The following is an 18,670-nucleotide window of genomic DNA, read 5'->3' on the forward strand; positions in this document are numbered from 1 at the left end:
AAACCAGATTACCACCAAGCTTGGAACAATCGGGGCTATGCGCTAGGCAATTTAGGACGCTTTGAAGAAGCGATCGCATCCTACGACCAAGCACTGAAATTGAAACCAGATTACCACCAAGCTTGGAACAATCGGGGCTATGCGCTAGGCAATTTAGGACGCTTTGAAGAAGCGATCGCATCCTACGACCAAGCACTGAAATTGAAACCAGATTACCACCAAGCTTGGTACAATCGGGGCATTGTGCTAGATGATTTAGGACGCTTTAAAGAAGCGATCGCATCCTACGACCAAGCACTGAAATTGAAACCAGATTACCACCTAGCTTGGTACAATCGGGGCATTGCGCTACGCAATTTAGGACGCAATGAAGAAGCGATCGCATCCTACGACCAAGCACTGAAATTGAAACCAGATTACCACGAAGCTTGGTACAATCGGGGCATTGCGCTACGCAATTTAGGACGCTTTGAAGAAGCGATCGCATCCTACGACCAAGCACTGAAATTGAAACCAGATTACCACCAAGCTTGGTACAATCGGGGCATTGCGCTAGACAATTTAGGACGCACTGAAGAAGCGATCGCATCCTACGACCAAGCACTGAAATTTAAACCAGATTACCACCAAGCTTGGGACAACAGGAGAATTGCCGTTATAAAATTGAAATGGCAAAAATTAACTCAGGCTGTGACGGGATTTTTGCAAATGCTCGGTTTTAGGCGTTGATTCAAGAGTGGCGATCGCCTTACCACCTCACTTAGAACAACTGAAATTAAAAGCAATACTTATAAATGACAAATTAAAGAGTTAACCTATCTTGAAGAACGCAAATCAAATGTCAGAAACAATCAATATTGAACAAGCTGTATTAGATAATCTGCGAATTCTCTCGAATGACAAGCAACAAGAAGTATTAGATTTTATTGAGTTTCTTGTAAAAAAACAGTCAATAACCAACACTTAGACACTGAAGATTCAAATTATAGTATCTCATCAAATCTTCAACAGCAAAAACGGCTATCTCTCCGAGAAATTGCCCGACTACCTATAGCAGAACGTCACAAAATACTAGAACCTTTTATCGCCGCCACAGCCGAAGATTTTTTTAACGACCCTGAATTAACAGAATTCTCAGTTTTAGATGGTGAAGACTGGGAAACTGAGAATGACAACATAATTCATGGGGAAAAACTCGAAAGCATCTGTAGCCATGATGCTTTTTTGAACGGCTACATACTAGAAGACGAAGGACTTTATGACGACTGAAAATTAAAAGCTATTATCTTGATAAAAATCATGTCACAACTTAAAATTGACTATCCAGAAACTTTACCAGATGCCTTACAGCAAACGCGAGAACAGTTTGAACAAGAAGCAAAAATGGCAATGGCAGTTAAACTATTTGAAATGAAACGTATTTCTTCTGGTTTAGCGGCACAATTAGCAGGTATAGATAGAGTAACTTTTTTACTTAACTTACACTGTTATGGTGTAGCGATGATTGATTTAACTGAAGAGGAACTGATATCTGATTTAGAGAATGCTTGAAACTAATATAATTGTTATCAACACAGCACCACTTATTTCTATAATAGCAGCAATAGGAGATTTAAGAATTCTTCAATCTTTGTATACTCAGGTCTTGGTTCCCTTTGAAGTTTGTCAAGAAATACTTGTTGGAGGTGCAAGGGGATTTGGTGTAAGTGAATTTGAGGATGCACATTGGCTACAAAAATTACAAATACCCTTAAATAATATTTCTCCATTCTTACTTAATTCTTTAGATTTAGGAGAAGCTTCTGTTATACAACTTGCGCTCAATGAAAATATTCAGACTGTTTGCATGGATGCAGGTGAATACCACCAAAAGAGCCTCAAATCAAGACCCTGCACGACTAATTCACAATGTATGTCTCAGAGGAGAGAGCTAGCAGTCTTAACCTTGTTGTATGTAAAATAGACATATAAGGATTCGGGGGGCCATTAACTGGTCATAAACGCCTATAGAAACTATTTTTGGAAATCTCCAAGGTTTGAAGTCCAGCCAGCTGAAGCAACTACAGCGGCTGTATCACCAGCGCATACCAGGCGATCGCATCACCACGCCTGACTTTTCCCAGCGTCTGGCAGCAATTAGCACAGAAGTCAATCAGCCTGTGTGCGCCTACATCAACCGTCGTGGACAAGTGATTCGCGTCGGGGTAGGTACACCGCGTCAAACGCAAATACCACCACTGGAATTGCCCCGTTACGGTGCAGAACGACTCAGTGGTATTCGTTGTATTGCCACCCATCTCAAGCCAGAACCGCCCAATGAATCGGCGCTCACGGCGATGGCACTGCAACGCTTAGATGCCTTAGTTGTCCTAAACATTACCGGAACGGGATTTACACGGCGAGGAGGCGGTGCTACTGGGTATGTCAAAGAAGCTTATCTAGCTCATTTGATACCCCAAGAATCTCGCACCCTGATTACTAGTCCTGCGGCTCTCAAGGTAGAGCAAAGCCAAATCCAATCCCCAAGTTGGAATATATCGCCACCTCTGGACTTGGATGATCTGGCAGAGCAGGATTTAGTAGACTTGGTAGAAAATCTGGAAGCGGAATTCCAGCGCGAATTTATTGCCCAGGAAGTCGATGCTGACCACGATCGCGTGCTAATTGTCGGGCTGATGACCAGTGAGATAACTCCCCTACAATTCCAAGATACCCTCGTGGAATTGGCACGTTTAGTTGATACCGCCGGGGGAGATGTATTACAGACAATACAACAAAAGCGATCGCGCATTCATCCCCAGACGGTAGTTGGCGAAGGTAAGGTGCAAGAAATTGCCCTAACCGCCCAAACACTAGGAGTCAATCTCGTCGTCTTTGACCGCGATCTCTCACCCTCCCAAGTCCGCAACTTAGAAATGCAAATTGGTATCCGGGTGGTTGACCGTACCGAAGTCATTTTGGATATCTTTGCCCAACGCGCTCAGTCTCGTGCTGGTAAGTTGCAAGTAGAACTAGCACAATTAGAATATATGCAGCCGCGACTGGCTGGTAGAGGTCGCACCATGTCCCGATTGGGTGGTGGTATTGGGACTCGTGGCCCTGGTGAAACAAAACTAGAAACAGAACGCCGTGCTATTGGGCAGCGCATATCCCGACTGCAAAAAGAAGTGACCCAGTTGCAAGCTCATCGTTCACGGTTACGGCAGCGACGGCAGCATCAAGAAGTTCCCTCAGTGGCTTTAGTTGGATATACCAACGCTGGCAAGTCCACTTTGCTGAATGCTCTCACCAATGCAGAAGTTTACACAGCCGATCAGTTATTTGCCACTCTCGATCCCACGACGCGCCGCCTGGTAATTCCTCATGGCCAAACAGATGAACATCAGGAAATACTCATTACAGATACGGTAGGGTTTATACACGAACTGCCAGCATCATTAATGGATGCCTTCCGCGCCACCTTGGAGGAAGTCACAGAAGCCGATGCCCTACTACATTTAGTAGATTTGTCTCACCCCGCTTGGTTGCGTCATATTCGCTCAGTTAGGGAAATTCTGGCACAAATGCCAATAACTCCTGGCCCGGCGTTGGTTATTTTTAACAAGATTGATCAAGCGAATAGCGAGACACTAGCTTTAGCTAGGGAAGAATTTCCCTTAGCGGTGTTTATTTCTGCGAGTCAGCGCTTGGGATTAGAAACCCTACGTCAGCGCCTTGCCCAGTTGATTCAATATGCCGTTGACTGCGGGTAAATACTGCATTTAAATAAATTTTTGTTTTAACAAACCCCAGTATTAATACTGGGGTTTATCTTATATGAAGCCAAAAATAAAGTCTTTTTGAACTTAAGGCTTGTATCATAGACAACTCCTAATTCCATGTTTAGATTAGTAAAAGGCTTTTAACTAGGTGCATCTGATTTTAGATAGGTAGGAAGCAGCAAATTCCTATCATCCGCAATGAGTCTTACCATTTTGTTTTGCAAATATCGATTAACATGAAACATCTTTTTTCCATCGCAGCAATACCTTCTTTTTTAGCTGCTACTGCCGTTGTGATATCATCTTCCGCTTTTGCCCCAGCTAATGCCGCTTCGATGAATTTCACTATCAATGATTTCACAGGCGCGGATACTCAGGTAAAGTTTACCTTGGATGACGCAATAGCAGGAGCTGGTAAAGTTCAGTTTAAAGTAGATTATTTAGCGACTGGGAGCAACACAATTGCTGACATCCGCGGAGTCTTCTTCAACATTTTCGACGATACGCTTCTCAGTGGTATCCAAGTGACAGGTACACATATAACAGCCAGCAAATTTGGGACTGCCGGAGCAGTTAACACTGTTGGCAGCAGTAACAACAATCTGAACGGCGGGGGCAAGAATGGCCCGATAAACTTCTTTGATGCTGGGGTACAAATTGGTCAAGAAGGTATAGGTGGGGCAAAAGGCGACATTCAATCGACAACCTTTACCCTATCGCACAATTCAAAAGCTCTAACTTTAGCTCAGTTTTCTGGGCAAAGCTTTGGAGTGCGCTTAATGAGTGTCGGTTCTGGAAACAATCGTGAGGAAAGTAGCAAACTCAAAGGAGAAGCTCCTTTCTACACTCCCCCACCACCACCACCTAAAAAGGTACCTGAGCCTACCACAGCCGCCGCCCTTGGTCTATTTGCTGTGGGTGCACTGAGAGTAGCGAAGAAAAAGCCTTTAATGTCAGTTTCAACAGTCTCGTAGTCGGACGTTAAATGAAAGGGGATATTAGGTATGGGGCATGGGGCATTAGTTATTCTTTTTCCCCCAGTCCCCAGCCCCTGATTACTTCGCCTGAATGGGTGTGAGAGCTACACCTTGATAATAATGCCCCAAAATTTGCAGGTGATTCACTCCTTTCCGAGCGAGATTGTACGCCCCCCACTGACTCATGCCCAAACCATGACCGAAGCCAAGCCCTTGGAGTACAAAACTACCATCTGCTCCCTTGGCAACGGTAAAACGGGTACTTTTTAGTTTCAGGGCTGTCCGCACTTCCTCGCCCCTCAGCATCTTTGTACCCTTGCTGCCAACAATTTTTAAGACTTTAACACTACGGAAACGCGAGAATGTTTCTGGAATCATATCTTTGACATTGCCCACCTCAGGAAATTTAGTACTAATTTCACTAGGCGAGAAGGTTTTCACCCAACTACACTGGCGGATATTTTGATCGTAGTCTTGAACAGCACGCAGGTAAGGCAGGGTATTTCCCCAAACCTCTTCGACATTTTCGGTGTGTCCTCCAGAACAAGCGTGGAAGACTGAGAGAATAATCCGGTTTTTGTAAGTTAGTACTTGTCCTACTGTGGCATCAACTGCTTTGTAAGTAGCAGGAGATTCACTAATTACACCTTTGTAAATTTGCCAACGATCTGGGGTATTGCCTAAATCGTAAATGGGATTATTCCGTTGCTTTTCTCGTTCGTAGAGGGCATAGGTACGGGCTGCGATCGCTTGAGCTTTTAGAGCTTCTTGGGGCCAGCTAGCATCCATTTCGCCACCAAGAACGCTGTAGAGATATTCTTGATCATCAACCCAGTTAACAGCAGTTAAGCCTTTATCTGTGGGAACAACCAGAGTTCTGCCCCGATACCAGCGATCGCCAATATAAACGAATCCTTTACCTGTTGGCTCAATCCAAAATAAACCAGACTGCCACTTGTCTAAAGCCACTCCGCCAGGAACGGCTTGGGCATAATATGCACTCATCGCTGGCAACTGTCCGAGAGTCCGTCCGGTACTATCCTTGACGATCCCAGTGGTGGAACTGCCTACTTTTACCTGATTAACCTCCCTCTCAATTGCCACGCGCAGGATTACAGACGCTTGAGCTGGCACAACCAAAGCAATCCACAAGAGGACACTTACCCACCAATGACGTACTTTAATCTGAGAAAATAAAAAGCCTAAGTAAAGTTGGAATTTCATGCTGACCATCTAATCACATTAGTATCTAATTGACGCTCTGGATTATGGCGTCTACTACTTAAGATGAGACACTTCTCCAACGCAGGAGGTTGCCACCTCCTACTAATTCAACGCAGGAGGTTGCCACCTCCTATTAATTAATTATTTTATTCCTAAAATTACAGCGTTGTGGGGGAATCAAGTTTTATCCGAACTGTATTCGGACGACAGGGACTTCCCCAACAAACTTGCCCAGAAGGCATATTAGTAAAAACACTACTACGAGCGCCAATCACAGCATTAGCCCCAATTTGCACTCCTGGAGCAATAAAACAATCTGCTGCTACCCATGCACCATTGTCAATGGTGATACTCGCTGTTTTCAACCCAAAGGCAGGGTCTTGGAGATCATGACTACCAGTACACAGATAACTTTTTTGCGAAATTACGCAGTGTTCACCGATATGGATCTGATCGAGGCTGTATAAAACTACATTATCTCCAATCCAACTGTAGTTGCCAATGGTAACTTTCCAAGGGTAGGTGAAGCGGGCGGTGGGTCGAATTAATACACCTTTACCGATATGAGCGCCAAATAATCGTAACAGAGCGCAACGCAGAATATTTAGCGGTTGAGGAGTGAGGGGAAAGGCGATCGCTTGTACAAACCACCATAACAAAACATACCAACTTGGACGGCCTCGATCAAACCAAGATTGGTCATATTTGCGTAAATCTACGAAAGGTTGATCATTTGTCATTCAATTTTAGATTTTAGACTTGTCGTGAGCGTTCAGTCGAACGATTTTAGATTTTAAATTTTTCCTTCAATCCAAAATTCAAAATCTAAAATTGGCGGAGTTAGGAGTCAATGGTTAATAGTTCTCCCTCTGTTTCCCTGCTCACTGGCTCCCCTGCTCCCTCCTTGGGGATAGTTGCAGTATTTAAGTGACCGCCACAGTTGCGTAATTCGTAAAGTTTAACCCCAATTTGATATTCATATTGACTTAGCAAGCGTGCATAGATATATCCGGCTTTGCCATCCAAAAAACCGCGTTGAATAATATAAAACAAAACAAACCGCAAAATGGGTTTAAGTGGCAGGTGTACCCACACTTTTTTCAAAAAGCGCTTGCGTTGGACTGCATCACCAAATAGATTAGCTCCGATGGTACCGCTATCACCTTTACCTGTGAGAATATTAAAATAAACACTAGCTTCCCAATTGGAATAGCGGTTATGTCGTTCTAACCAGTGGTAAAGGTCGCGGAAGTCCTCGTGGAGCATATCATTTTTGAGATACCCAACTTTCCCCTGCAAAATTACATGTTCGTGAACTTCGTTGTCACCAGTGTTGGGAATATCCTCAGTATTTAAGTTTTCGTAGCGACCTTTTTTATGCTGAAATAAACGCAGATTCCAATCGGGATATTTACCACCATAGCGAATCCATTTGCCTAAGAAAAATACGCGGCGGTTGAGATAATAACCTGTATATTCATTGTTTTGAATTGCTTGGTCAATTTCTTCCCAAAGTTCGGGGGGAATGCGCTCATCGCAATCTACAATTAGCACCCATTCGTTGCGAAAAGGTAGATTATCTAAAGACCAATTTTTCTTTTTAGGCCAGCGTCCATTGAAGCTGAATTGCACGACATTTACACCGTGACTTTTAGAAATTTCAACGCTGTTATCGGTACTTTGAGAATCTACTACAAATATTTCATCTGCTCTGCTGAGGCTAGCGAGACAGGCAGGCAAGTTCACTTGTTCGTTTTTTGCCGGAATGAGTACGGAAACTGGTATTTTAGATGTCATAGGAGTATAAATTATGTTGTTGGTTATTTCTTATTTGATGGAGATAAAAGACCTTGAATAGCAGCATTTAAGTAACCAATCTGACCGTAAGCATATACAAGTTTGTCAAACCGTTCTGCTGGATCAGAGAAATATTGTAATGCTTTATACAAGCCGCGCACAAATCGTTCGCTACCTCGCTGCAATTGAGCGATGCCAGCTTTACCAGCGAGTTGTTCTCGATAGCATTCACTGATACCCTGCCACCAGCCTCGGTTTAAAAACCAGGAGCGTTGGAGGCGCTCTGGGGCAACATTGTGAGCGACTAGTGCTTCGGGAAGATAGGCAACTTGCCAACCACGCTGTAGGGCAAATTCGGTCATTTGCAGTTCTTCATTAGATAATAGATTTTTCCCTACTCGACCGAGGTGAGGATCAAAACCGCCAATTTCTTCTAGGAAACTGCGGCGGATGGAGTAATTTAAGCCTCTGGGTGTTAAGCCAGGTTGCTCAATGTATGTGATACTGTCACCCAAGTCGTATGCACCCAGATTTGCAGCTAGCCCCGGAGATAGCCACCGGGGTTGTTGGATTCCTTGAGGCCATAGGAGAGTGACTTTGCCACCTGCGATCGCTAGTTTAGAGTTATTATAATAGGCAAAATATAAAACTTGTAGCCAGCCCTTGGTAGCAACGGCATCGTCATCCAAATAAGCAAGAATATCACTACTAGCCACTTTTGCACCCGTGTTGCGGGCGACCGATAAACCAACGGTGGGTTCAAAGACATACTTCAGGCGCGGATTGTGGGTTCTTTGTTCTACAACCTCACGAGTGCGATCGCTAGAAGCATTATCAACTACTACAACTTCAAAGTCAGCACCGAAATCTTGGGCTAAAAGACTATCAATTGCAGCTCCTAAATAGTTATCTCGATTGTGAGTACAGATAATGGCAGAGATTTGGGTGTCTGGCATAGATTTAATTTTCGATTTGAGATTTGGGACTTCGGTTTCTCTCTGAGACGCTACGCGTAGCTTGCTTCCCCGTAGGGGTACGCTCAGTCGAACGATTTGAGATTAAAATATTAAATCTAACGTACACCTGCTGAGAGTTAATCTAAACCAAAAGTTACTGACCCACCAACCGAGTTTCTTCGGATATAATCTTTAAAACTTCATGTTTGTTGAATATGGCTGTGTAAAACTACAAGAGTTTGGGCTAGTTGACTCAGGCGGGTTTCTAAGGATTGTTTGCGCCCTAACAGTTGACGTAACTTTTGGTAACGAGCGATCGCCATGCTAATATTGGGAACCTGATCCGCCGGACATGGGCGCGACCAGACTTTACCAGCATCGTCCACACCACAGAGGCGGTAGCCAGTACTAGATGATTGATAGGATACTTTGCCACCAGTCGCGCAAATTTCTTCTACGTAGTCCATTAGGCGGCCAACTTCTGCGTGGCGCAGTGTTGCGGTTCCTCCCGGTTCTGGTTCCTGGGGATTAGATTCTAACCAGCCATTGACAATTGGGCCTTCTAAATAAATATCTTGAATTTGCTGCAAGATATTTTGCAGTTCTATTTGCCAACCAGCGACAGTTTCTTGAATTTCTTGCAATAGATTCATCGCCAATGCTGGATTGGCTCCGTGGCGATGGCTACTAAAGGTCGGAGTTTTCAACTTGGGTAGGCTGGGTGTTTTGCTACCGTTCTCTTGTGCTTGAAAGGTTTGCACAGAGTCATGGTGAGGAAAGAAATTTTGTTCAGGAGGATAATCACTCTCAGTATCTACGCCGAGATCAACTGTTTGTTCTTGTGTATTGAGTTCTCTATCCTGGGAGGATGCAGTTTGTGTATTGTCTGTGGGTTCGTTAGCTCCGACGCTGATTCTAAAGGAGAAAGGCCGTTTTGTCGTCGAATCACTTGTTTCAGCGTCAGAGGCAGTGCCGCGATTTCCTAAATCGTGTAGAGTTGCTTCAATGCGTTTTAAGCCTGCGTTCATAAAGACATCCTAAAGTTTGCTGTCCCCAATGGTGTTGAATAATTAAGAATGGGGTTGTTGGGATTTTCGGCTTTTGCCAGCCGTGGCATCAATGATGCTGGTGCTAATTTTATCTCTTAAAAGTTATTTAAAACCAAAAATCTCACTCATGAAGTAAAAACTTCGATGATACATTGCAACTAGTACAATGTGGCGAAAGTTTGATTACCTTTAACCAGTTGCTCAGAGCAACTGGTAGCTGAATTGACACCAAGCCATACTATAGGACTCATATTTGATTTTTGAAAAAAATTCGGTACACCTTAATCTTCTGAAATCCTCTTGCCTATTGCCTTTTGCCTATTGCCTACCTACGCAAGTGATTTCAGTAATCAAACCGGATTCCTATAGCTACTTATTGTTAAAATTCTCAGGAAACAACTTTGGGTAAAGTCATTTTAGTAACAGGCCCAGCACGTTCTGGTAAAAGTGAATGGGCAGAAACTCTGGCCATGCAGTCAGGAAAAGTAGTTGTTTACGTAGCAACAGCCACCGATAATCTAGATGATCAAGAGTGGCATCAACGCATTTTAGAACACCAACAACGTCGTCCCCAAGACTGGGTAACTCTATCTGTACCAGTGGAATTGTCTGCTACCCTTGCTGATGCGAAACCCTATACCTGCCTTTTAGTTGATTCTTTAGGAACTTGGGTAGCTAATCTCCTGGAACAAGACGAATTTACCTGGGAAAACATCCTTGTGGAGTTGTTAGAGACGGTGGATTTGGTTGCTGCTGATATCCTGTTTGTAGCAGAAGAGGTAGGTTGGGGTGTAGTACCAGCTTATCCCCTTGGGAGGACGTTCCGCGATCGCCTGGGTTCTTTAGTGCGTCAGCTAGGTGCTATCAGCGAAACTGTTTATTTAGTTACTGGTGGTCATGTTCTAAATCTGAGCGTCCTTGGTTCGCCATTGCCAAATATAAAGAAGCTTCCAGAGTAAGGAGTCAAGATTTTTAACTCTTGTAGGACTAGCCATTTCAAAGTGACTCGTAAAATCTCTTTTTTTCTCTCTGAATTGTCCGTGCCTCTATAGTTTTATGGTTAATATTCAGGATTTAATGGACGGTTGTAGAGGTGTGATTACTGAGGATGAAGCTAAGGAGTTGATTTTGCAAAAGTATTATGATTTAGTGTCTGAACAGTTAGAGAGGTTTTTGAATAGGATTAGAAGAACGGTTATTTTTGTGTTTGAGAATGTTTGGGATAAATATGCGATCGCTGCTGGAACTTTGGAAGAAGAAAGGATGGTATCAAGCTACAAGTCTGGGCTACTTGGTTATTTTATGCTGTTTTGATTGACTTGGGAGATGCTGTTGCAGACGAATTATCTCTGCCATTTGACCGCATTTCTCTGGAGATGATATTTCGCGGTTTGTACCATTTTAGTGTCGCAAATGACAAAGGCAAAGCGGATGACCCGATTAAGTACTTCGCTGCCCCAGAGAATCAAGACTTAGGCATGGTTAAATATCTGCGAAAGACAGTCTCCAAGCTAGATTTATCGCCTTTTCCTGCACCCTCTTGACAAATGTGCAATTATCTTAACCTCTCACAGATGATACATAATAGTCTCAGGCAGATGTTAATTTTCAGACATCCCCTTACATTTTTTGACCGTTACAAACTATGCCTAATATATTTAGCCGAGAAATTTTCAGGTTATCTAAAGCGACTTTTAGCATTGAAGAATTTGTTTTGTGAATTCTGGCTACTATCAAAAGCCCGTCAGTGTGGGGTACTATTAGGCTAGTATCGGCTAATCCCAGCAAGGGAGGAACATCATAAATTACTAGGTCAAAATTGTTATGTAAATCTGCCATTAGTTGCTTCATTTTTTGAGATGAGAGCAACTTTGTGGGATCGGGTGGTATTGGACCAGCAGTAATTACAGATAATTGGCTCATAGAAGGTAGCTCTCGTATTACTTCTCCCACTGACAAGTTTGTAGAAATTAAATTACTTAATCCGAATAGATTATTTAAATTTGATAGGTCGTGAATTGTGGGTTTACGAAAATCAGCATCCACAAGCAGGACTCGTTGTCCCATTGTTGTAGCTATTTGAGCTAGATGGAGAGCAATCGTAGACTTACCATCACCAGGCATAGCTGAACTAATAACTATGGAGCGAATTGGATGATCGGAACTCAGTAGTTTGATATTGGTATGAAGTACCCGTAGGGCTTCTGAAAAGTAAGTAGAAGAGTCACCATACTCTTGATCTGGTAAAACAGCTAACCCAGGAATTCTCAGAGAAAAAGGATTATCTATATTTGCTAAGGATATCTTTTGATTAAAAGTGTGGTTTTTCTTACTTTGAACTTGCTTTTCAAAAGGAATATTTCCTAACAATGGCTGTTTGAGCTTTTTTTTCAGATCATCAACAGTATTATAGGTATTATCTAACTTTTCTACAAGTAAGACAATCCCAATTCCTGAGAAGATACTTGCAAGTAGTGCCACGATAAAGCTGCGTTGGCTATTAAATGAAGAAATAGGAACCTCTGGTGTAGTTGGTGCTTGAAGTAATTGCCAACCAAGCTCTGTTTGGGATATTTCAATTTGGAGATTTTCGCGGGTTAGTAAAAAGCGATTTAAACTCTCTGTAGCAATTTGTAATTTGCGCTGTAAGTCAGTGTATTGTCGAGTTAAAACTGGCAGTTGGTTGCGCTGTTGTGCAAGGTTACGTTCTATTTTGGCAAGTTCTTGGCTTTGTACTTCTAACGTCTGAAGTTGCGTCGCCACTTCAGCAAATTTTACACCCAATAAGCGCTCTGACTCCTGACTTAACAAAGGTAAAAGACTAGCTCGTTTCTCTTTTAATATTTGGATCGTTGGATTTTCTTCTTGCAAACGAGTTGATTCTGTAGCAATCTGAACATCTAATTGACGTATTTGAGTAATCAACTGTTGATATAAAGGAGCACTATTCAGCGTTGTCGTTGCTCCATTTTTTCCTTGCAGGATAGCAATATTAGCACGAGCTTGGGCTAACTGTAGATCAATTGTTTGTTTCTTTTCATAAAAGTCAACAGTTTGTGAAGCAACTTGTGTTCCTTGGGCTTCAGGATTGCTAAAATTGTACTTTTGTCGAAAAACTTGCAATTCTTTTTGAATCTGATCAACCCGATTTTGTATAGATGGCAATTGTTTTTCAATAAATTTAACCCCTTGACGTAACTTAGTTTGCCTTCTTACTTGACTATAGTCTAAGAAATTTTCTGCTAGACGCTCTAGTACAACTTGAGTTTGCTTGAAATTGCTACTTTGATAACGAACTTCTATAATCTTGGTTTCCCCTAACCGAATAATCTTCAGAGACTGGAGAAGAGAATAATAATTTATTTCTGGATAGGAGGCTTGCAACTCTTTAAGAGTGCTTATCATCAATTCAGGGCTCTTAAGAACTTGAATTTGGCTTTCATAATCTAAACTAGAGTTCTGTGAGTTAGAGTCTTTGACGATATCCACAACTTTGGTGTCATCATTTACGGGTTCTACTAGCAGTTGAAAACTACCTTCAAATTCTGGAGGCTTCCGGTTTACTACCAAGTAAATCATTATAAGTGGCATCACAGCAATCGCTACACTTACCAGGAGTAATGATCTTCGCCGTAAAATACTCAGAAATTCTTGAAAGTTCCAGTTGTCTTCTTGTTCTTCAACCCAGGGAACAGGTTGATTTTGAGGAAATGGAGATACATAATTATTACTATGCTTGGAACTGGAGGATTTGGAAGAAGAATTCTCCATCATGTGCTTAATATTTGGTAATATACTGGACAGGATTAAGTAGAAAGAGTTTTAAAAACTTCAGTGAGGTAGCTTGGGCATAAGTAAGAATCTATCCTATGATATTTATCTAATAAACTTATGATTAAATCCCAGGATTTTTCTTGAATGCAGGTTGCTATTTAGTGTCCATGAATAGTATTTATTCAGGTAGAAACATTATAAATAGATTGGCACAAAAAAAACCAAACTATGTAAATTTTGATCAACTACGATAAGGTCGTGCATCAAAGAAGTGTGGGGTTGATAGCCAAGTTGTTCTAAGTCTATTTCTCATCAGTTACAGCACTTCCAGCAGCTATGAGGTAAATTGAGGTACATTTTCAAAGCTGAAAGCTATGCTAGGAAAGGGCAAGGAGAAAAACTGTATTGCATAATAGCGGGAAGCGCTGTAATCCCGCTCTCTGAGCCGCTGTCGTTCCTAACCGACTATTTTCCCAAATCCAGTTAAAATAGCTGACGACTAACCACATCTCATCAGCACTGAGTTTCTCTGTTTCTATCTGTCTGACTTCTTGATTGTGCATCATTTGCGCTTTTTGACTGGCTACTCTCACCAGGGAGGCAACGGTTCTGTAAGCCCTGCCACTAATCCTGCTGACTCCTCGCAGACTGCTCCCTTCGGCATGGGATTGAAGGATGAGCCGAACCTCCTCGGCATTTGAATGGCGGCGATAGTAGAGGGTATCAAAAGTGTCTGTGAAACTTTGTTGGCAATGGGGACAGTAGTATCTCTGACTTCCTTTGCTCGTCTTCCTATGCTTATGAACCTTGTTATGACCACACAGTAGACATTCCATCTAGCATTTTCCGGAATTCATCTACCTTGTTCAGACGTTTCCCACGTTTTCTTGTTGCACCACCGACCAGCCATGTTTATATCTACTTTATAAATAGCTTTTTAGTTATTTGACAATATGATGTTTAAAACCTGATATTTAGCATTTGATCTATTGCAGTTTGCTAGTTAATAGCTTGGTGTATAGAGCTTATAAATGGTAAAACATTTATTTTATACAAGTAAGTGCAATAAAACCGATATATGTTTAGTTTTGTCAAAACAGTAAAACAACGAATTTATAAGCTATGTGCTAAATCTACATTTTGTTCTATATTTAGAAATTTTATCGCTCACTTACTTAAATTTAATTTAAATTTGTTATTCCTTTATAAATTTTCCGTTATGAAAATATATTTTTTTAATGAAGAACTTGATTTCATTTTGAAACATGGTAGTGTAAAAATCTAACGTTAAATCTAACTAACAGCAGAACCTAAACAACTTATTTATGTGATAAAAAACCGCAAAAAACCAAATAAACATTGCTCAAAAGGAAGTACACTAGGTTTGAATTCAAACAGCGCTCTAAATTTCTCAGTTGCCTTTACGGAGAAATAGAGGTTACTACTGTTAAGTATCTATTTTAAAATTGAAGCGATACTAATCTTCTGTAAATTTACACTTAATGGTTCTTCCTTCTCCTGTATCTAGGAGACGCTGTGCAATGGTGGTTCGCTTAATAAATATTAGTGCATTCTCATAGCGGAATGGCAAGTACCTTAAGCCTTCACCACAAAAAAGATTTATCTACTGTCAAATAGTTTGTTGCTGCTTATTCATTGAAAAGCAGACTCTAACAGTATTGCCGTAAATTATGTTCATAAACTCAATTGAAGGGCTGGTAAGGGCCTGGAAAAGTTTTTGAGCTACTAAATTTAGATTAGTTTGACATGAGTTGTAATGTAGGCAGTTATCAGTCATGATATATTTAATAATAAAAATTAATGGCTAGGTTTATTTCAGCGACGTATTTAAAGAAAACTTTCCTTTTTCAGACTAGGACATAGCGTATGAGACTTAATAAATGGATTAATAATAAATTTTTGCAATCTATTTATACTCAGTTAGATGCGAAGAATCAATATTCAGTAAAAGCCCAAAAATCAATTAAATTGTCTGTAGTCACTCAATTTTTCCCCCCAGATTATGCTGCTACAGGGCAGTTGATTGAAGAACTAGTGAACCAGTTAGGGAAGCAAGGGGTAGATATTGAAGTCTTTACAAGCCAGCCAGGATATGCGTTTAGCTCTCATACGGCCCCAACAGTTGAATGGGCTGACCAAGTCCGAATTCAGCGATCACGTAGTGCCCAACTCTGGCCGGGAAGGATTCGTGGTAAAGCTGTTAATGGCGTGCTATATACCTTACGTGCTATGCTCTATCTCCTCAAAGCTTGGCGTCGTAACAATATACTGTTATTAACTACAGCTCCCCCATTTTTGCCAGTGATTGGATATCTGGCTTATATCTTATTTAGATTGCCCTATGTCTGCATCCTATATGATTTATACCCTGATATAGCGATCGCACTAGGGGTAATTCCCAAGGGTAGCTGGCTAGCGCGCTTGTGGCGTGGGATCAACAAACAGGTTTGGTTAAATGCTAAGGGGATTATAGTACTTAGTCCGGGGATGAAACAAAAGATAGTAGCGCATTGTCCTGAAGTCGCTGATAAAATTTCGATAATTCACAGTTGGGCTAACCCAGAAGCGATCGTACCAATTGCCAAGCGAGAAAACTGGTTTGCTTGGAAGTACAACTTAGTTAACAAATTTACCGTACTTTATTCTGGCAATATGGGTCGCTGTCATGATATCGACACAATGTTGGAAGCTGCAAAAGAACTAAAAGATGAGCCAATTCAGTTTGTTTGCATTGGTGCTGGTGCGAAACGCGATGAATTAATTATGGAAGTCGAGCGGTTAGGGCTGAACAATTTTACGTTTCTACCTTATCAAGACAAGCAAGTGCTACCTTATTCCTTAACAGCTTGCGATCTATCACTAGTGAGTGTAGATTCAGCTACAGAGGGTTTAGTTGTTCCCAGCAAACTATATTCAGCTTTAGCCTCTGGGCGACCAATAGCAGTAATTTGCTCGCAGACTTCATATCTTAGAGAAATGATGGCTGAAGCAAACTGTGGTGGAACATTTGACAATGGAGATGGTCAAGGTCTAGCACAATTTATTCGCTTTCTGAATCGAGATCGACAGATAGGAGAGCAAATGGGCAAAGCAGGTCGTCAGTATTTGCGATCGCACTTCACACCTAAAGTTATCTCTCAACAATACTTGCATGTTTTACAGCAGATAGTATTTGATGAGGTAATCACCAGGACTCGAAGCGATGTAAAGTAAGTATGTTTAGGTTTATTGAATTTTTATGATTTTGATAAACCTTAAGCAACTTAAACTTAATCCCTGAATATTTGGTTAGTTATATGGTATATAAATATTATGATAACAATCCAATATTAAAAGCTTTTAGTTTAGTAGGAGGATAACTATTTAAAAATTAAATCTTTTCAATTGTCAATACCTTTGCCAAAATAAGAGCCAACAAAAATTTGGGCAAAAATGGCAAAATGACCCATACATAAGCGTTTAGCTTATAAGGTAGCTTGGAATATCAAACCCTTGATACTACGGACAATACGTTAAAAAACCTTGTGGGAAACCTTGAAGGAATTTTTAGGACTTATTGTTTTTGCCAAGCCTCAGAGAAAAGGGAGTTCAGATATCAACTCACCCTCGTAAATTGGCAAAGGTATTGATTGTAATAAATATTAAATTAATTAAGCGGCAAGGAAAAAATCATCATTATAATTGAATACTTTTGCATTCTTTTTAGGAGTTGGGCTTCGATGGTCTTTTTGATCTCAGTCCCTCCAATGTAACCTTCTGGATTTCACTATTTAATCGAGTGGGAGGTCAAATTGCAGAGAAGGTGTGACCAAAATCGAAAACGTTCAAAACGACGAGATATCTATTGTCCAAATCATGGCTGCTACCTTGAAAGCAGGAGTCAAAAATATCAATTGTTTGCCGATCAGCCAGGGCAGTTGCAGCAACGGGGTATAAGTCGGCGAAGCGCATTAATGTTAGTAGCCAGCCAAACCACAGTTAGCATAGGAGGAGAATGGTTAGAAGCTTTTTGGTGTGACCACTGCAACCAAACAAAGTGGTATCACGTTTGTAAGTCGAATGATCGCACTTATAAAGTTTCTATAGCGCCACAAGAGCTTTGGCGGCAGGTAGCAGGAGTGATTGATCCTCAAGGGAACCCTTCTGTTGGAGAATTTACTCGCAGGCAAGCAAAGGTGCTTAACTATCACAACATCAAAGATTTTAAGTTTGTCAATTAATGCTTAAAAGCAGTGGTCTTTAATCAATATTATGAGTAGTAAAGAAATTACCTCAAAGCCAGAGTTGGTAATTGAAGTTGGACGAACGGATGAGCAGTATTGGAAAGACTTGTGGCGTTATCGAGAGCTATTTTATTTTCTGGCTTGGCGTGACATTCTAGTACGCTACAAACAAACAGTAATTGGTATGCTCTGGGCACTGATTCGACCCTTTTTAACAATGATCGTTTTCAGCGTCATCTTTGGAAATTTGGCAAAGTTACCTTCGGAGGGGGCAGCGCCTTATCCAATACTGGTATTTGCTGGCTTGCTACCCTGGCAATTTTTTTCCAATGCCCTAAGTGAGTGTAGCAGTAGCCTAATTAGTAATGCCAACTTGATTTCTAAGGTCTACTTTCCACGCTTGATTGTCCCTGCCAGTTCAGTGATTGTCAGCTTTGTGGACTTTCTTGTTTCTGCAATGATTCTCTTAGGGCTGATGGCTTGGTATAATTTTGTTCCCACTTGGCGGATATTATTCTTACCATTATTTATTAGCATTGCTTTTGCTGCTTCACTAGGAGTCGGGCTGTGGTTGGCAGCCTTAAATGTGGAATATCGAGACTTCCGATATATTGTACCGTTTATTGTGCAGTTTGGCCTATATGTATCGCCCGTCGGTTTTAGTAGCAGCATTGTGCCAGAGCAATGGCGTTTGCTTTACTATTTGAACCCAATGGTGGGCGTCATTGATGGCTTTCGCTGGGCAATTTTAGGAGGAGAATCTAAACTTTACTGGACTGGATTCACACTATCTCTAGGACTAGTTGCCCTGTTACTGGTAAGTGGCATTTGGTACTTCCGCAGAATGGAACGGTCATTTGCTGACGTAATTTAGCAAGGATCTATGCA

At 41.5% G+C, this 18,670-nt stretch carries 17 protein-coding genes and 2 pseudogenes; 12 read left to right on the forward strand and 7 right to left on the reverse strand.

Going from position 1 to position 18,670, the window contains the following annotated elements:
- The 6 genes from F8S12_RS37200 to F8S12_RS37225 all read left to right on the forward strand — a co-directional run.
- Positions 1 to 729, forward strand: a 729-nt coding sequence (locus F8S12_RS37200) for a tetratricopeptide repeat protein (protein WP_196521343.1), incomplete at its 5' end; no start/stop codon positions are given.
- A gap of 109 nt (positions 730 to 838) precedes the next feature.
- Positions 839 to 967: a DUF2281 domain-containing protein gene (locus tag F8S12_RS37205; protein WP_230968538.1), complete on the forward strand. Its 129-nt coding sequence runs from the start codon at positions 839 to 841 to the stop codon at positions 965 to 967.
- 329 nt (positions 968 to 1,296) lie between these two features.
- The gene (locus F8S12_RS37210; RefSeq protein WP_196521386.1) at positions 1,297 to 1,551 is read left to right on the forward strand and encodes a UPF0175 family protein; all 255 of its coding nucleotides are present in this window, start codon (positions 1,297 to 1,299) and stop codon (positions 1,549 to 1,551) included.
- A complete protein-coding gene (locus F8S12_RS37215; RefSeq protein ID WP_230968540.1) occupies positions 1,544 to 1,963 on the forward strand; it encodes a hypothetical protein in 420 nt (139 codons plus the stop codon). Before F8S12_RS37210 ends, F8S12_RS37215 begins: the two co-directional genes overlap by 8 nt.
- A 43-nt stretch (positions 1,964 to 2,006) precedes the next feature.
- On the forward strand, positions 2,007 to 3,752 hold the full coding sequence (hflX, locus tag F8S12_RS37220) for a GTPase HflX (protein ID WP_196521387.1): 1,746 nt from the start codon (positions 2,007 to 2,009) through the stop codon (positions 3,750 to 3,752).
- Positions 3,753 to 3,997: 245 nt separating this feature from the next.
- Positions 3,998 to 4,735 (forward strand): hypothetical protein, encoded by a 738-nt coding sequence (locus F8S12_RS37225; protein WP_196521344.1) that lies wholly within the window; start codon positions 3,998 to 4,000, stop codon positions 4,733 to 4,735.
- Positions 4,736 to 4,816: 81 nt separating this feature from the next.
- Here the strand turns inward: F8S12_RS37225 and F8S12_RS37230 are convergent, their stop codons facing one another.
- From F8S12_RS37230 to F8S12_RS37250, 5 genes are all read right to left on the reverse strand, one after another.
- Entirely contained in the window at positions 4,817 to 5,962 is a 1,146-nt protein-coding gene (locus F8S12_RS37230) for a SpoIID/LytB domain-containing protein (RefSeq protein ID WP_196521345.1), read from the reverse strand.
- Positions 5,963 to 6,120: 158 nt separating this feature from the next.
- Positions 6,121 to 6,702 (reverse strand): hormogonium polysaccharide biosynthesis acetyltransferase HpsU, encoded by a 582-nt coding sequence (gene hpsU, locus F8S12_RS37235; protein ID WP_196521346.1) that lies wholly within the window; start codon positions 6,700 to 6,702, stop codon positions 6,121 to 6,123.
- A gap of 100 nt (positions 6,703 to 6,802) precedes the next feature.
- Positions 6,803 to 7,759: a glycosyltransferase family 2 protein gene (locus tag F8S12_RS37240; RefSeq protein WP_196521347.1), complete on the reverse strand. Its 957-nt coding sequence runs from the start codon at positions 7,757 to 7,759 to the stop codon at positions 6,803 to 6,805.
- A gap of 23 nt (positions 7,760 to 7,782) precedes the next feature.
- Positions 7,783 to 8,715: a glycosyltransferase family 2 protein gene (locus tag F8S12_RS37245; protein WP_196521348.1), complete on the reverse strand. Its 933-nt coding sequence runs from the start codon at positions 8,713 to 8,715 to the stop codon at positions 7,783 to 7,785.
- A 200-nt stretch (positions 8,716 to 8,915) separates the two neighbouring features.
- On the reverse strand, positions 8,916 to 9,743 hold the full coding sequence (locus F8S12_RS37250; protein ID WP_196521349.1) for a hypothetical protein: 828 nt from the start codon (positions 9,741 to 9,743) through the stop codon (positions 8,916 to 8,918).
- 422 nt (positions 9,744 to 10,165) lie between these two features.
- On the opposite strand from F8S12_RS37250, the gene cobU reads away from it, so the two are divergent.
- The 3 genes and pseudogenes from cobU to F8S12_RS37265 form a co-directional block, all read left to right on the forward strand.
- Positions 10,166 to 10,723 (forward strand): bifunctional adenosylcobinamide kinase/adenosylcobinamide-phosphate guanylyltransferase, encoded by a 558-nt coding sequence (gene cobU, locus F8S12_RS37255; protein ID WP_196521350.1) that lies wholly within the window; start codon positions 10,166 to 10,168, stop codon positions 10,721 to 10,723.
- 97 nt (positions 10,724 to 10,820) lie between these two features.
- Positions 10,821 to 11,078, forward strand: coding sequence for a hypothetical protein (locus tag F8S12_RS37260; RefSeq protein WP_196521351.1), 258 nt, complete (start codon positions 10,821 to 10,823; stop codon positions 11,076 to 11,078).
- Positions 11,027 to 11,296 (forward strand): annotated as a pseudogene (locus F8S12_RS37265) (IS4 family transposase); the annotation flags it as partial. The gene F8S12_RS37260 and the pseudogene F8S12_RS37265, both read left to right, overlap by 52 nt.
- A gap of 88 nt (positions 11,297 to 11,384) precedes the next feature.
- Here F8S12_RS37265 and F8S12_RS37270 read toward each other — a convergent pair.
- On the reverse strand, positions 11,385 to 13,535 hold the full coding sequence (locus F8S12_RS37270) for a GumC family protein (protein ID WP_196521388.1): 2,151 nt from the start codon (positions 13,533 to 13,535) through the stop codon (positions 11,385 to 11,387).
- A 497-nt stretch (positions 13,536 to 14,032) separates the two neighbouring features.
- A pseudogene (locus F8S12_RS37275) lies at positions 14,033 to 14,374 on the reverse strand (transposase); the annotation flags it as partial.
- Between the two features lie 1,051 nt (positions 14,375 to 15,425).
- Here F8S12_RS37275 and F8S12_RS37280 point away from each other — a divergent pair.
- The 3 genes from F8S12_RS37280 to F8S12_RS37290 all read left to right on the forward strand — a co-directional run bounded on the left by F8S12_RS37280 (position 15,426) and on the right by F8S12_RS37290 (position 18,656).
- Positions 15,426 to 16,772 (forward strand): glycosyltransferase family 4 protein, encoded by a 1,347-nt coding sequence (locus F8S12_RS37280; RefSeq protein WP_196521353.1) that lies wholly within the window; start codon positions 15,426 to 15,428, stop codon positions 16,770 to 16,772.
- A 578-nt stretch (positions 16,773 to 17,350) separates the two neighbouring features.
- The gene (locus F8S12_RS37285) at positions 17,351 to 17,779 is read left to right on the forward strand and encodes a hypothetical protein (RefSeq protein WP_196521354.1); all 429 of its coding nucleotides are present in this window, start codon (positions 17,351 to 17,353) and stop codon (positions 17,777 to 17,779) included.
- Positions 17,780 to 17,810: 31 nt separating this feature from the next.
- Positions 17,811 to 18,656: an ABC transporter permease gene (locus tag F8S12_RS37290; RefSeq protein ID WP_196521355.1), complete on the forward strand. Its 846-nt coding sequence runs from the start codon at positions 17,811 to 17,813 to the stop codon at positions 18,654 to 18,656.
- Positions 18,657 to 18,670 lie beyond the last annotated feature (14 nt).

Origin of the sequence: Nostoc sp. WHI, from assembly GCF_015714725.1 — a bacterium.
Lineage (GTDB): Bacteria > Cyanobacteriota > Cyanobacteriia > Cyanobacteriales > Nostocaceae > Nostoc.